The sequence below is a fragment of the Enterobacter cloacae complex sp. ESBL7 genome (assembly GCF_041679625.1).
Classification (GTDB): domain Bacteria; phylum Pseudomonadota; class Gammaproteobacteria; order Enterobacterales; family Enterobacteriaceae; genus Enterobacter; species Enterobacter asburiae_B.
Map to the genome: position 1 here is coordinate 493,131 of NZ_JBGORN010000002.1, position 13,639 is coordinate 506,769.

The 13,639-nt window shown below is 37.9% G+C and carries 13 protein-coding genes; all 13 read left to right on the top strand.

The genetic code is table 11. The annotated features are described in order from the left end of the window. The first annotated feature begins 209 nt into the window (after positions 1-209). A complete protein-coding gene (galF, locus tag ACERY3_RS12355) occupies positions 210-1,106 on the top strand; it encodes a GalU regulator GalF (protein ID WP_373225757.1) in 897 nt (298 codons plus the stop codon). A 355-nt stretch (positions 1,107-1,461) separates the two neighbouring features. Next, positions 1,462-2,547, top strand: a complete 1,086-nt coding sequence (gene rfbB, locus ACERY3_RS12360) for a dTDP-glucose 4,6-dehydratase (RefSeq protein ID WP_373225758.1) — start codon at positions 1,462-1,464, stop codon at positions 2,545-2,547. Continuing rightward, entirely contained in the window at positions 2,547-3,410 is an 864-nt protein-coding gene (rfbA, locus tag ACERY3_RS12365; protein WP_373225759.1) for a glucose-1-phosphate thymidylyltransferase RfbA, read from the top strand. Before rfbB ends, rfbA begins: the two co-directional genes overlap by 1 nt. Before the next feature lie 32 nt (positions 3,411-3,442). Further along, positions 3,443-3,844 carry an FdtA/QdtA family cupin domain-containing protein gene (locus tag ACERY3_RS12370; protein ID WP_214576603.1) on the top strand — a complete coding sequence of 134 codons (402 nt, stop codon included), beginning with the start codon at positions 3,443-3,445 and terminating at the stop codon, positions 3,842-3,844. Then, on the top strand, positions 3,828-4,274 hold the full coding sequence (locus ACERY3_RS12375) for a GNAT family N-acetyltransferase (protein ID WP_373225760.1): 447 nt from the start codon (positions 3,828-3,830) through the stop codon (positions 4,272-4,274). Before ACERY3_RS12370 ends, ACERY3_RS12375 begins: the two co-directional genes overlap by 17 nt. Beyond that, the gene (locus ACERY3_RS12380) at positions 4,274-5,272 is read left to right on the top strand and encodes a GNAT family N-acetyltransferase (RefSeq protein WP_214576600.1); all 999 of its coding nucleotides are present in this window, start codon (positions 4,274-4,276) and stop codon (positions 5,270-5,272) included. Before ACERY3_RS12375 ends, ACERY3_RS12380 begins: the two co-directional genes overlap by 1 nt. Next, positions 5,272-6,378, top strand: coding sequence for a DegT/DnrJ/EryC1/StrS family aminotransferase (locus tag ACERY3_RS12385; RefSeq protein WP_373225761.1), 1,107 nt, complete (start codon positions 5,272-5,274; stop codon positions 6,376-6,378). The genes ACERY3_RS12380 and ACERY3_RS12385 overlap by 1 nt, the downstream gene beginning before the upstream one ends. Continuing rightward, complete coding sequence (locus tag ACERY3_RS12390) at positions 6,375-7,622, top strand: O-antigen translocase (RefSeq protein WP_373225762.1); 1,248 nt, start codon at positions 6,375-6,377, stop codon at positions 7,620-7,622. Before ACERY3_RS12385 ends, ACERY3_RS12390 begins: the two co-directional genes overlap by 4 nt. Next, positions 7,619-8,491, top strand: a complete 873-nt coding sequence (locus ACERY3_RS12395) for a glycosyltransferase (protein WP_244997306.1) — start codon at positions 7,619-7,621, stop codon at positions 8,489-8,491. The genes ACERY3_RS12390 and ACERY3_RS12395 overlap by 4 nt, the downstream gene beginning before the upstream one ends. Positions 8,492-8,494: 3 nt before the next feature. After that, complete coding sequence (locus ACERY3_RS12400) at positions 8,495-9,799, top strand: oligosaccharide repeat unit polymerase (RefSeq protein ID WP_214576594.1); 1,305 nt, start codon at positions 8,495-8,497, stop codon at positions 9,797-9,799. 23 nt (positions 9,800-9,822) lie between these two features. Continuing rightward, positions 9,823-10,533, top strand: a complete 711-nt coding sequence (locus ACERY3_RS12405) for an HAD family hydrolase (protein ID WP_373225763.1) — start codon at positions 9,823-9,825, stop codon at positions 10,531-10,533. 767 nt (positions 10,534-11,300) lie between these two features. Next, entirely contained in the window at positions 11,301-12,116 is an 816-nt protein-coding gene (locus ACERY3_RS12410) for a glycosyltransferase (RefSeq protein WP_373225764.1), read from the top strand. 104 nt (positions 12,117-12,220) lie between these two features. Then, on the top strand, positions 12,221-13,627 hold the full coding sequence (gene gndA / locus ACERY3_RS12415) for an NADP-dependent phosphogluconate dehydrogenase (RefSeq protein WP_373225765.1): 1,407 nt from the start codon (positions 12,221-12,223) through the stop codon (positions 13,625-13,627). Positions 13,628-13,639 lie beyond the last annotated feature (12 nt).

The window sequence follows — 13,639 nt, forward strand, 5'->3', positions numbered from 1 at the left end:
ACGATCTGGGATTTGTCGGAAACATGTTTTTCCTCTTCTTTATTGGTAGGGTTTCCGACGATTCTGGGTCACACTTATAGCGTAATGAGCTTAAGTAATCAGAGTTCTGAGCCAAACGTGATTTGCATTCGACGGAGTAGACTTTCTTCTTCAGGCATTTTTCCTGACACAGTTTATACTTCGTCAACCATATTAAGGTGGAAGAGATAATGATCAATTTGAAAGCAGTCATTCCGGTAGCAGGCCTGGGCATGCATATGCTGCCAGCCACAAAAGCCATTCCTAAAGAGATGCTGCCGATCGTCGACAAGCCAATGATTCAGTACATTGTTGACGAGATTGTTGCTGCAGGGATCAAAGAAATCGTCCTGGTTACGCACTCGTCCAAGAATGCTGTAGAAAACCACTTCGACACCTCTTACGAGCTTGAAGCGCTGCTTGAGCAGCGCGTCAAACGCCAGCTGCTGGCGGAAGTGCAGTCTATTTGTCCGCCGGGCGTGACCATCATGAACGTCCGTCAGGCGCAGCCGCTGGGCCTGGGCCATTCTATCCTGTGTGCTCGTCCGGTTGTGGGTGAGAACCCATTCATCGTCGTGCTGCCGGATATCATCATTGATACTGCTTCTGCCGACCCGCTGCGTTACAACCTGGCGGCAATGGTGGCGCGTTTCAATGAAACCGGTCGTAGCCAGGTGCTGGCGAAACGCATGAAGGGCGATCTCTCCGAGTACTCCGTTATCCAGACTAAAGAACCGCTCGAAACGGAAGGGCAGGTGAGCCGCATCGTTGAGTTCATCGAAAAGCCGGATCAGCCACAGACGCTGGACTCAGACCTGATGGCGGTGGGGCGTTATGTTCTTAACGCGGATATCTGGGCAGAACTGGAAAAAACCGAGCCAGGCGCCTGGGATCGAATTCAGCTGACCGACGCGATTGCCGAACTGGCGAAGAAGCAGTCTGTTGACGCGATGTTAATGACCGGCGACAGCTACGACTGCGGTAAGAAAATGGGGTATATGCAGGCGTTCGTGAACTATGGGCTGCGTAACCTGAAGGAAGGGGCGAAGTTCAGAAGCCGCATTGAGAAGTTGCTGGCTAACGACTAATATTTCTGTCTCCGGCTTGCGCAAACGGCAGTCATTATTTTGGTGTGTTAATATCCAACCAAAATGATGACTGCCTTTTTTTGTTATAAATTCAATATTTACATGGAGTTATCCAGACTGCTCCTGGACCGCATTGTAGCGATTTGTGCTTGTTTCTGAGGTCGTTTAGGACGACAATTAACGGCAGTTTCTTGTCTGTAATCAGACAAGAAAAAACATTTAATCAAACATCGCTCAGTGCACTGGTAGCTGTTAAGCCAGGGGCGGTAGCGTGCTCAATTTCTGAAACCGTTTATAAAAGCTCAGGTTTCAGAACGCCAGTATCCAGACATATACACTAGACGGAACAGATAACGTGAAAATTCTTGTGACGGGGGGGGCCGGCTTTATCGGCTCAGCAGTTGTACGACATATTATTAAAAATACCCAGGACGATGTCGTCAATGTGGATAAGCTGACCTATGCCGGTAATCTTGAGTCGCTTAGTGAAGTCAGCGAAAGCGATCGCTATGCCTTTGAACACGCAGACATTTGTGATAAAGACGCTATGGATCGCATCTTCGCAAAGCATAAGCCTGATGCGGTGATGCACCTGGCCGCTGAAAGTCACGTCGATCGTTCTATTACCGGCCCGGCAACGTTTATCGAGACAAATATCGTCGGCACGTATGTGCTGCTGGAAGCCGCTCGTGCGTATTGGTCAACGCTTGATGAACAGGCGAAGAAAGCGTTTCGTTTCCATCATATCTCTACCGACGAAGTGTATGGTGATTTACCCCATCCTGATGAGCAACCGGCATCAACTAAGCTGCCACTCTTCACAGAAACCACCGCGTATGCACCCAGCAGCCCGTATTCGGCGTCGAAAGCCTCCAGCGACCATTTGGTTCGTGCCTGGCTGCGTACTTACGGTTTCCCGACCATTGTGACCAACTGTTCAAATAACTACGGCCCGTACCATTTCCCGGAAAAACTGATCCCACTGGTTATCCTGAACGCGCTGGACGGTAAAGCACTGCCTATTTATGGGAAGGGTGACCAGATTCGTGACTGGTTGTATGTAGAAGATCATGCGCGTGCGCTGTACACCGTTGTCACTCAAGGGAAACCGGGGGAAACGTACAATATCGGCGGTCATAATGAGAAGCAGAACCTCGACGTGGTGCATACTATTTGCGACCTGTTGGATGAAATTGTGCCTAAAGAAGGTTCTTATCGCGATCAAATCACTTATGTTAAGGATAGGCCTGGGCACGATCGTCGTTATGCAATTGATGCAACTAAAATTGGCAATGCGCTAGGTTGGCGTCCCCAAGAAACTTTCGAGAGTGGTATTCGTAAAACAGTTATGTGGTATTTATCTAATGAGTCGTGGGTAAATAATGTAAAAAGTGGAGCGTATGCTTCATGGCTTTCAAAACAATATGGAGAGAATAATTAATGAAAGGCATTATTCTTGCTGGAGGCTCTGGAACAAGACTCTACCCAATTACTATGGGGGTTTCTAAACAATTGCTCCCTATATATGATAAGCCTATGATTTATTATCCGTTATCGGTTTTAATGCTGGCGGGTATACAAGATATATTGATAATTACGACACCAGAGGATCAGGATGGGTTTGTCAGATTGTTAGGTGATGGAAGACAGTTTGGAATTAATCTGAGTTATGCAATTCAACCAAGTCCAGATGGTCTGGCGCAAGCATTTATAATTGGTGAAGAATTCATTGGAAATGATTCTGTTTGTCTTGTTTTAGGCGACAATATATTCTTTGGTCAGGGCTTTACACCAAAACTGCAAATGGCGAGTAACAGAGTCAGTGGAGCAACGGTCTTCGGCTACCAGGTAATGGATCCTGAGCGATTTGGAGTGGTGGAGTTTGATGCCAATTTTAAGGTATTGAGTATTGAAGAAAAACCAGAAAAACCGAAATCAAACTGGGCAGTGACTGGCCTTTATTTCTATGATAACGATGTAATCAATATCGCGAAAAATATAAAACCGTCATCCAGAGGTGAATTAGAAATAACAGCAGTCAACGAAGTTTATCTTAATAATAATAATTTAAATGTCGAGTTGTTAGGCCGAGGCTTCGCATGGCTTGATACTGGTACTCACGATAGTTTGATTGAAGCTGGTAGTTTTGTTGAAACTGTACAAAAACGTCAGGGGATGATGGTTGCATGTCCCGAGGAAATAGCCTGGCGTAACGGGTGGCTCTCAAGCGATGAATTACATACACGAAGTTCTAAATTAATCAAAAATCATTACGGACAATATCTCCGCAAGCTTTTATGTTAGTTCTCTAATGAATAATATCCCGGGATAAATTTATGGAAATTATTGATTTTGATGTTTACGGTGATGACCGTGGATCGTTGATCTCACTTGAACAGTGTAAAAATATTCCTTTTAATATTAAACGAGTGTATTACATTTTCAACACGTCTTCTGGTGTATCGCGCGGATTCCATGCTCATAAAAATTTAAAACAAATTGTAATAGCTATTAAAGGGAAATGCGATTTCCATATTGACGAAGGGCAAGGGATTGAAGTTTTGACCTTAGACTCGCCTTCCAGAGGGCTCTATATTGACAAGTTAAGCTGGAGGGAAATGCATAATTTTTCTAATGATTGTGTTTTGATGGTTTTAGCTAGTGAAATTTATGATCCTTCTGATTATATAACCAGTTACGAAGAATTCAAAGGTATGGCAAATGTTAGAGTTCGTTGAATATGACGAGTCATTTCTTGCGTTAAGTTGGCTGTGGTTGAAGGACCCTGAGATATCCGTACTGACTATGACTCCTGAATTTACAAAAGATGAACAGTTAATATTTTTTAAATCTTTAGGAGAAAGGCGTGATTACTTTATACGCGGCATCACTTATCAGAATAAAAAGATAGGAGCTGTTGGTATTAAAAACATTAATCATGAAAAAGGAGAATATTGGGGATACATAGGCGAGAAAAATTATTGGGGGCAAGGGTTAGGCAGAGAAATTATGCAAAAAATAATTTCAGAAGCACGATTGCTGGGGTTGAAAAAATTGTATTTGCAAGTAAATTCTAATAATCAGCGAGCTATTAATCTATATAAAAAAGAAGGATTTGTGTTTTCATCTGTGGATGAGCAGTTAATCAAAATGGAAAGGTGGTTGTAATGAAATGCCTAGAAGGAATAGTGGATAGCCTTAAAGCCCTAGACTGTGTAGTTTCGACAGAAGAAAAAAGTTTATCAACAACAATATTCTCAAAACATGTTTTTTTAGAGCATCAAAAAAAAGTTCAAAACAAACATAGTATTGTGTTTTCGTTGTGCGATTCAAAAGAAAATAAAATATTATCGCAAATAGTTTTCTCAAAGAAAAATTCGGCTGAAGATTTTGAATTTTTTGCACCGATTACCGGCGCTTTTTCAGATTTTTATTTGATAAATGAACGAGTAGCGTTAAAAAAAATAGATCTATTTTTAGGGTATATTGAAACATATCTTGCCGTCAATTATACCTTAAAGAAATTGACATATAAATTGCCTCCTGAGTTATATAATTCGGATAATAATAATTATTTGTTAAATGCTATGTTTAATAAAGGATGGAGTGTCAATAACATAGATCTTAATTACCATCTAAATATAATAAACGAAGATTATTTTAGGAGGAAATTAAGCAGTAGTAAAAGACGTGAATTGAATAGAATTACAAGGGAAGAAACAACGTTTACTCGAGTTACAGAGCATGATGAGATTCGCTGTGCTTATGAAGTTATAAAAGCTAATAGAGAATCGCAAGGCTATCCAATGACTATGAGTTGGGAGGCGTTATATTCTCTTTACAAGGCTATGCCAAATGACGTTTATTTTTTTAATTTAAAAAAGGATAATTTAATTTTTGCATCATCTATTTGTTTAAAAATAAATGAAGATCATATGTATGTTTTTTACTGGGGCGAAAATCCCGAGTTTAGAAAACTTTCTCCAATCGTAAAATTGGCTGAGCAGTTATATTTATTCTGTGTTGAAGAGGCTTTCAAAACTTTAGACATCGGAATTTCCACTGAGAATTCTTCGATTAATCAAGGGTTGATTGATTTTAAAATAAATATTGGTTGTGAATTAACTAAAAAGATTAGTATTGAAAAAAACATTGGAGAAAAATAATGAAAGTCGATTTTCTTAATTTAAGCCGAATCAATAAGCATTACGCAAAAGATCTAATTCAAGCTTCTGAACGAGTGATTAATTCGGGTTGGTATATTCAAGGAACTGAAGTAAAAAAATTCGAAAATAATTTCGCCATGTATTGTGGAGTGAAGCATTGCATCGGTGTAGCTAACGGACTCGATGCGTTGGTCTTGACTCTTAAGGCATGGAAAATTCTGGGGATGTTAAAAGAAGGTGATGAAATTCTCGTTCCAGGGAATACTTTTATTGCAACTATTCTTGCCATTTCTGAAGTTGGTTTAAAATCTGTATTGATTGAACCAGATGAAGATACATATAATATCTCCATTTCACAGATTAAAAAAAATATAACTGTTAAAACAAAAGCTATCATACCAGTGCATTTATATGGGTATATATGTGATATGGAAAAAATAAAAGATCTCGCCTGTGAACATAATCTATTAATTCTTGAAGATAGTGCCCAAGCTCATGGTGCAACTAAAAATGGGTTAAAATCTGGTTCATGGGGTGATGCTGCCGCGTTTAGTTTTTATCCAGGAAAAAATTTAGGAGCGTTAGGGGATGCTGGAGCTATAACAACTAACCATGACGAGCTTGCTGAAACCATAAGAGCACTAGCAAACTATGGTTCTATCGCTAAGTATGAACATATTTTTAAAGGTGTGAATAGCCGTCTTGATGAAATGCAAGCAGCATTTCTAAATGTGAAATTGGAATTTTTAGAGCACGATATTGAATTACGCAGAAATATTGCACATAGATACCGTTCTGAAATTAAGAATGATAAAATATCACTCCCAGTTGTAAATAATAATGAAGAACATGTTTGGCATCTTTTCGTTATCAAAACGGAACATCGCGAGAATTTAAAAACTTACCTTGAGGAGAAGGGGATTCAAACGCTTATTCATTACCCAAAACCCCCTCACAAGCAGAAAGCTTATACAGAATGGGAACATTTAGCATTGCCTATTACGGAAAAAATTCACAGACAGGTATTATCGTTGCCAATGGATCCTACAATGACTGATGAGGAAATTAGTTATGTAATTCAAGCTATAAATGGTTTTACTGCATGAAGCGATTACTTACAGTTACTTTCTTTACGGGATTGCTAACTCTTATAAAAATGTTTTCTGGATTTATAGTCGCAAAAATTGTCGCTATCTATACCGGCCCAATGGGTATAGTTATGCTAGGGCAGATTCAAAGTGTAGTCGCAACATTAAATGGTTTAGTTAATTCCCCGGTGGGACCGGGGATTGTTCGATTTACTTCCGAAAATCATAAAAATGGATATGATGAATGTGCTAAATGGTGGCAGGCAAGTATCCGATGGGTTGCTCTAATTTTAGCCACAATTATTCCTCTAACAATATTAACATCTTCTTACCTTTCTTCATGGATATTAAGTACACCTAATTTTGGATGGGTCCTGGTTATTACTGCTTTTTTGCTGCCTTTTACAGCCGCAGGAACTTTTATTGCCTCGGTTATCAACGGTCAGCAACAATATAAAAAATATGTACTTTTGGGAATGGTATCCGCAATCTTATCCCTTGCCATCATGCTTCTTTTGATTATTTTAGGGCATATTAATGGTGCTTTGCTGGCGGTTGCAGTTCAAAATGCAGTTGTTGGTATGGTTATGATTTTGTACTCTCTCAGAAAACCATGGTTTAAAATAAACTATCTATGGGGGCAATTTGACTCCAGGAGAATGAAAGATATTCGTGGTTACATTCTGATGGCGGTAACGAGTGCAATTGTGGTCCCTTGCTCACTGATTTTGATACGAAATATTATTGTTCAAAATGTCGGATGGACACCGGCTGGGTATTGGCAAGCTGTTTGGAGAATATCAGAAACTTATCTTGCAGTAATAACTATAGCATTAAGTACATATTACTTGCCTCGCCTTTCAGCGATTAAAGATAATAAATTAATAGTTACTGAAATAAACTCTACTTTAAAAGTCATTCTACCGGTTGTAATGGTATGCTCAACTGGTGTTTATATATTGAAAGATTTTATCATTTCAATATTGTTTACCAAGGAGTTTTATGCAGCAAGAGACCTGTTTAAATATCAATTATTAGGTGATATTCTTAAAATAATTAGCTGGCTATATGCGTATACAATGATTTCTAAAGGGATGACAAAAGTATTTGTTTTGTCAGAGATTCTTTTTGCTGCAAGCTTTGTAATTATCTCTTATTTTTTCGTTATTCATTATGGAGTATATGGTGCTCCTATGGCATATTGTGTTAATTACGGCTTATATTTATTGTTTTCTATATTCGTAGTTTATAGAGTTAAATGATGAAAAAAAAACACGTTTCTATTTTTGTTGTATCGTACAATCACGCTAAGTTTGTTGAGTTGTGTCTAAATTCAATTAAATGTCAATGGAATGTTTCTTATGATTTGACTGTTATCGATAATGGCTCAATTGATGGTACATCTGATATAATTCGGCAATTAAACGTTACACAAGACTTCAAATTTATTGAGAATAATACTAATTTAGGCCTGCCAACAACTTTAAATATGTGCTTGGATATGGCTTTAGGGGAGTACATCTGTTTCATTGCAGCAGATGATTATATGGCTATCAATCGGTTGTTCGTGCAAGTGCGGTTTCTAGAAGAACACCATGAATTTTATGCGTGTTCAGGAACCCAGCTAAAAGTTGATGATAATAATAATTTGTGTGATATAAAAAAGCAAAAAAACATTATAAAAAATTTCATGGTTATCGATAAGGGCAATATTTTCGATAAGACAAACATTATTTACTCTCCAACGTCAATATATCGCACTCAAGCTTTAAAGGATATTGGGGGTTACAGAACTGATATTGCCATTGAGGATCTGTATATTTATTACAAAGCGGCTGAAAGAAACTATAAGATTGCTGTGCTTCCTAATTTATTTTCTTTTTATAGAATCCACTCAGGCAATAGTCACAGTAAATTAAAATGGATGCACGAAAATAAACTAAAAATATTAGGAGAGTTTAAAAAAGCTCCTTTTTATGAAAAGTTAAAAGATTTGATATATTTAGAGGGTTTTTACTCATTATCCAGCAAGCATAAATTATTAGCCCTAAAAATTATCCCGAAGATCATGCATCGAATAGATAGTAAATATTTATACGCTGGAATTTTTAAATTGCTATTTAAATGGTGAGTTATGGATGCAATAATATATCTACTTTTGGCAGTTTTTTTTCTATTATTAACTTACAAATATATAATTAGAGTTTCTGGTCTCTTTTCACTGGATTTTATATCTTTCTGGTTTTATATATACATAATATTTGCTTTTTTGGGTGCATGCGTAATTATATTAGGATTAGCTAATGAAAGTTATTTCGTACGTCCTATTGCAAGTAATCAAGACGCTATTATAGTTGGCTCATATTTTGTTTTATATGGTGGTATTGCAGTTTTTCTAACTTTTTTAGCTTGTCTGAAAGTTTTCAATGCTGAAAGAATATATCGTAGTAATTTGATAAAAATTTGTGAAATTAATAAATCGCAATCCAAAGTTGTCTTTGTATTGGCATGCATATTCCTATTTATTTTTGTATATTATCAGATAAACATCTATCCAAGCCCTCTTGTTATGGCATTTACTAACAGGACTGCAGAAGAAATTGCTCTCCGAAGAATAATGGTTACTAAAGATTTAGGGTTAGTGGCTAACACTTATATTATTTCTGTTGGAACTTTATTGGCTTATATAGTCCCTTATTCTTATTTGGCTCTTACTTGTATAAGGCGAAAATATTATATACATTCGCTATTAACATTTTTTGCTGCCACTATATATATATTATCGACAGGTGAAAAAGGTCCATTTCTTTTCTTTGTTTTTGGTGCTCTAATCTGTTATGGATATTCTCGAGGACAGATAAAGAAAATATCAGTAAAATTGGTGTTGTTTTCTGTTTTAATGTTATTTATTATATACTTGCTTTTTGTAAGTAACGACATACAGCAAATACTTTCACTCATCTTTGACAGAATATTCATAGCGCAAGTAATCTCAGTCTATCTATCCTATGATTACTATAGTTATTCAGGCGATATCGGCCTATCATCTTTAGCTAATATTCTGACAAAAATTTTTAATTTAAACGTAGCACCACCAGCATCCGAACAACTGATGGCTCGTTACTTCCCTGAGATGATAGCACTTGGTGGTTGGAATGTTAATGGTTTATACATATCAGAAGCTTGGTCTAATTTTGGTGTACTGGGTGTTTTGCTGTCACCAATACTTGTTGGACTTGAAAATGCGATTTTAATTAAAGCACTAACAAGTTTTAAAAAGTCACCCATACAGTGTGCTTTCTATTCTTTTTTTACAATCAAGTGTGCATATTTTTTAACTTCTTTCAATGCATATCTTTATCACTCAGACTGGGTTGTAACTATTATTGTTCTGTTACTAATTATGTTTTTAAATCTCATACTCAATGCTAAAAAGTAATTCATATACATTATAGGTTAGAAATGACTAATTTATCAGTTGCATTAGATTTATGCGATACCTTAGTTAAAGGTAATACTACTTTTATTTTTTTAGATCATCTTTTAAAAGACAACTCGTTATATAGGATATATCGAAGAATGAGTCGGTGGTTGCCTTTTAAATTTATATTTAAGGTATCATCGCTGATTAAATTTGATGTGAATAGAAAAATTGCTCTCCTCTTTTTAAGAGGAATAAAAAAAAATATATTGCAGGAAAATGCGAATTTTCTAGTGCAACATATTTTTGTTTATGACGATCAGGTTGTTGAACTTATCGAAAATTGCAAAGCTAGTAAAGTACCGGTTTATATTGTCTCCGCATCCCTTGATGTGATTGTTGAAGCAGTTGCGATTAAATTCGGGGTTCAGTACATTTCCAGTTGTCTTGATTTTAACTCTAATGTTTGCACTGGCACACTGAAACAGGATTTGCTTTATACAAAAGAAACATGCTTTACAAAAGAGAATGAAGAATATTGTGGAATTGATTTCGATCAATTAGTCTTTGTTAGTGATAATATTCAGGATATTTCTCTTTTAAGAAAAGCAAGATTAGGTTTTGGTTTTTATACGGACAAGAATTTTAATGAATTCATTAGCAACGAAATTATTAAGTTTGAGGCGGAGAGTGTTATTAACTCGATAAGTTCTCATAAAGAAAACCTGTTAAATAATGAGACAGTCCAATGATATTTTTTTATGTTCCTTTCTACTATACAATTGTAAGTAGATTGAATGGTTTTTCTAAGCTTTTTTCTTGGATTATAATTTATTTACTACCTCAATTCATGTTTGTATTATTTTTCAGAGGTGTTCCCGACTATTTTTATGCATTATTTAGCATTATGTTAGGGATTCTGTTGATATATACGCTATATGAGGTGGGGTATATATATAATGATGCTGAAACGATAAAAAAAGAAACCCATCCAACCCTAAGACTAAGCCCCAGTCAGTTAAGTTATTATCATGAAAAGAGGGGGTTGATATATTTAGTTCGTTTTATATTGGCGGTGATTATTACCTGCTTCTTTATTTACTTGGAGCAATATTATTTTATTTTTCTTGTATGGTGCATAATTCCTTTGTATGCTGTGTATAACTCAATTAGAAATAGATGGAATCTTTCACTTCATTTTCTCCTCGTTGTGATTAGATATTGCAGTGTAACTATTTTACTAGGCGGAGGAATGGCTTTCTTTTATTGTGTTTTTTTATTTCCGGTTATAAATTTACTAGAGAGATGTTCAGAAAAACGTTTTCAGCTACACTTCTTTCAAACCTTTATCTTTTCAAATAAAAAAGATGGTCGCTATAAATATTACATCTTATTAATGGTTGTTGCAGGTGCGCTATTAATTAATGAGAAAATTTGGGTTAACTTAGTCTTCCTGTTTTTTTCATCCTACTATTTCGCCTATAGATGGCTCATTGTGAAATCAAAATTGGTTTGATGTATGGAAAATATTGAATTTAGCCTTTTAATGTCGTTGTATGATAAGGAAATTCCAGAAAATCTTCATGAGTGTTTGTATAGTATTCATCGACAGACACTAAAGCCGACTGAAATAATTTGCGTCTTTGATGGTCCGATAAATAAAGTTTTATCTGATGTTGTTTATCAATGGCAAAAAGAACTAAATATCGTTATTGTTAGATTGGAGAAAAATGTCGGTCTAGGTTCAGCTTTAAATCTAGGTCTTAAGCAGTGTAGTTATGACGTTGTAGCTAGAATGGACACTGATGATATTTGTGAAGAAAGTCGTTTCGAAATACAAATATCCTATTTCCAAAGAAACAAATCAATCTGTCTATTAGGGTGCCAGATAGCTGAGTTTTCAGAAACTTTGTCAAACATTACTGGTAAGAGATCAGTTCCTTTAACATGCGCGGAAATTAAAAGTTTAGCGAAAAGGAAAAATCCATTTAATCATATGACAGTAGTGTATCGACGCCATATTATAGAGGCCGTAGGTGGGTATAGAGACCATTATTTTATGGAGGATTATAACTTATGGCTCCGAGTGATCTCTTCTGGCTATTATTTTGAAAATTTGAATGAAACATTAGTGTTTGCACGAGTCGGCAATAATATGCTTGCGCGCAGAAGAGGTATTAAATATATTAAGAGTGAGTTCCAGTTAGCTCTCTTGAAGTATAAACTCAATATCCAATCATTCCCCATGAGTTTTTTGTGGTTTTTTTTGCGTTCTGCAGCCAGGGTTTTACCCGTAAACTTTTTATCCAAAATATACAAGTTGAATCGTGACTAACCTTCAAGCATTAATAATATTATAAATATGTTTCATAAAAAACATTGCTTAATATTCCAATAATTTGGAAAATATGTATAAAACACACCTGACAGGAGTATGTAATGTCCAAGCAACAGATCGGCGTCGTCGGTATGGCAGTGATGGGGCGCAACCTGGCGCTCAACATCGAAAGCCGTGGTTATACCGTCTCCGTTTTCAACCGCTCCCGTGATAAGACCGAAGAAGTGATTGCCGAGAACCCAGGCAAGAAACTGGTTCCTTTCTATACGGTGAAAGAGTTCGTTGAGTCCCTGGAAACGCCTCGTCGTATCCTGTTAATGGTGAAAGCGGGCGCAGGTACCGATGCAGCTATCGATTCCCTGAAGCCTTACCTCGAAAAAGGTGACATCATCATTGATGGCGGTAACACCTTCTTCCAGGACACCATTCGTCGTAACCGTGAACTGTCTGCTGAAGGCTTCAACTTCATCGGTACCGGGGTTTCCGGTGGTGAAGAGGGCGCCCTCAAAGGCCCATCTATCATGCCTGGCGGCCAGAAAGATGCGTACGAACTGGTTGCGCCTATCCTGACCAAAATCGCAGCCGTGGCTGAAGATGGTGAGCCTTGCGTAACCTATATCGGTGCAGACGGTGCAGGTCACTATGTGAAAATGGTGCACAACGGCATCGAATACGGCGACATGCAGCTGATTGCTGAAGCTTATTCCCTGCTGAAAGGCGGTCTGAACCTTTCTAACGAAGAGCTGGCTGAAACCTTTACCGAGTGGAACAAAGGCGAGCTGAACAGCTACCTGATCGACATCACCAAAGATATCTTCACGAAGAAAGATGAAGAGGGTAAATACCTGGTTGATGTGATTCTGGATGAAGCTGCGAACAAAGGTACCGGTAAATGGACCAGCCAGAGCTCTCTGGATCTGGGCGAACCGCTGTCTCTGATCACCGAATCCGTCTTCGCGCGTTACATCTCTTCCCTGAAAGAGCAGCGTGTTGCGGCGTCTAAAGTGCTGTCTGGCCCACAGGCTAAACCAGCAGGTGACAAAGCCGAATTCGTTGAAAAAGTGCGTCGTGCACTGTACCTGGGTAAAATCGTTTCTTACGCGCAGGGCTTCTCTCAGCTGCGTGCGGCGTCAGACGAGAACAACTGGGATCTGAACTACGGTGAGATCGCGAAGATCTTCCGCGCGGGTTGCATCATTCGTGCGCAGTTCCTGCAGAAAATAACCGATGCCTATGCTGAAAACGCCGGTATCGCCAACCTGCTGCTGGCACCGTACTTCAAGAAAATTGCGGATGAATATCAGCAGTCGCTGCGTGACGTGGTTGCCTACGCTGTCCAGAACGGTATCCCGGTTCCGACCTTCTCTGCTGCAGTAGCCTACTACGACAGCTACCGTGCTGCTGTGCTGCCAGCTAACCTGATTCAGGCACAGCGTGACTACTTCGGTGCGCATACTTACAAACGTACCGATAAAGAAGGCGTGTTCCATACCGAATGGATGGAATAAGTTAACTTATTC

What these genes read in the sequence shown, in the direction of transcription:
- galF (WP_373225757.1), top strand. Translation starts at nt 210, where the DNA reads ATGATCAATTTGAAAGCAGTCATTCCGGTAGCAGGCCTGGGCATGCAT.
- rfbA (WP_373225759.1), top strand. Translation starts at nt 2,547, where the DNA reads ATGAAAGGCATTATTCTTGCTGGAGGCTCTGGAACAAGACTCTACCCA.
- ACERY3_RS12370 (WP_214576603.1), top strand. Translation starts at nt 3,443, where the DNA reads ATGGAAATTATTGATTTTGATGTTTACGGTGATGACCGTGGATCGTTG.
- ACERY3_RS12375 (WP_373225760.1), top strand. Translation starts at nt 3,828, where the DNA reads ATGTTAGAGTTCGTTGAATATGACGAGTCATTTCTTGCGTTAAGTTGG.
- ACERY3_RS12380 (WP_214576600.1), top strand. Translation starts at nt 4,274, where the DNA reads ATGAAATGCCTAGAAGGAATAGTGGATAGCCTTAAAGCCCTAGACTGT.
- ACERY3_RS12385 (WP_373225761.1), top strand. Translation starts at nt 5,272, where the DNA reads ATGAAAGTCGATTTTCTTAATTTAAGCCGAATCAATAAGCATTACGCA.
- ACERY3_RS12390 (WP_373225762.1), top strand. Translation starts at nt 6,375, where the DNA reads ATGAAGCGATTACTTACAGTTACTTTCTTTACGGGATTGCTAACTCTT.
- ACERY3_RS12395 (WP_244997306.1), top strand. Translation starts at nt 7,619, where the DNA reads ATGATGAAAAAAAAACACGTTTCTATTTTTGTTGTATCGTACAATCAC.
- ACERY3_RS12400 (WP_214576594.1), top strand. Translation starts at nt 8,495, where the DNA reads ATGGATGCAATAATATATCTACTTTTGGCAGTTTTTTTTCTATTATTA.
- ACERY3_RS12405 (WP_373225763.1), top strand. Translation starts at nt 9,823, where the DNA reads ATGACTAATTTATCAGTTGCATTAGATTTATGCGATACCTTAGTTAAA.
- ACERY3_RS12410 (WP_373225764.1), top strand. Translation starts at nt 11,301, where the DNA reads ATGGAAAATATTGAATTTAGCCTTTTAATGTCGTTGTATGATAAGGAA.
- gndA (WP_373225765.1), top strand. Translation starts at nt 12,221, where the DNA reads ATGTCCAAGCAACAGATCGGCGTCGTCGGTATGGCAGTGATGGGGCGC.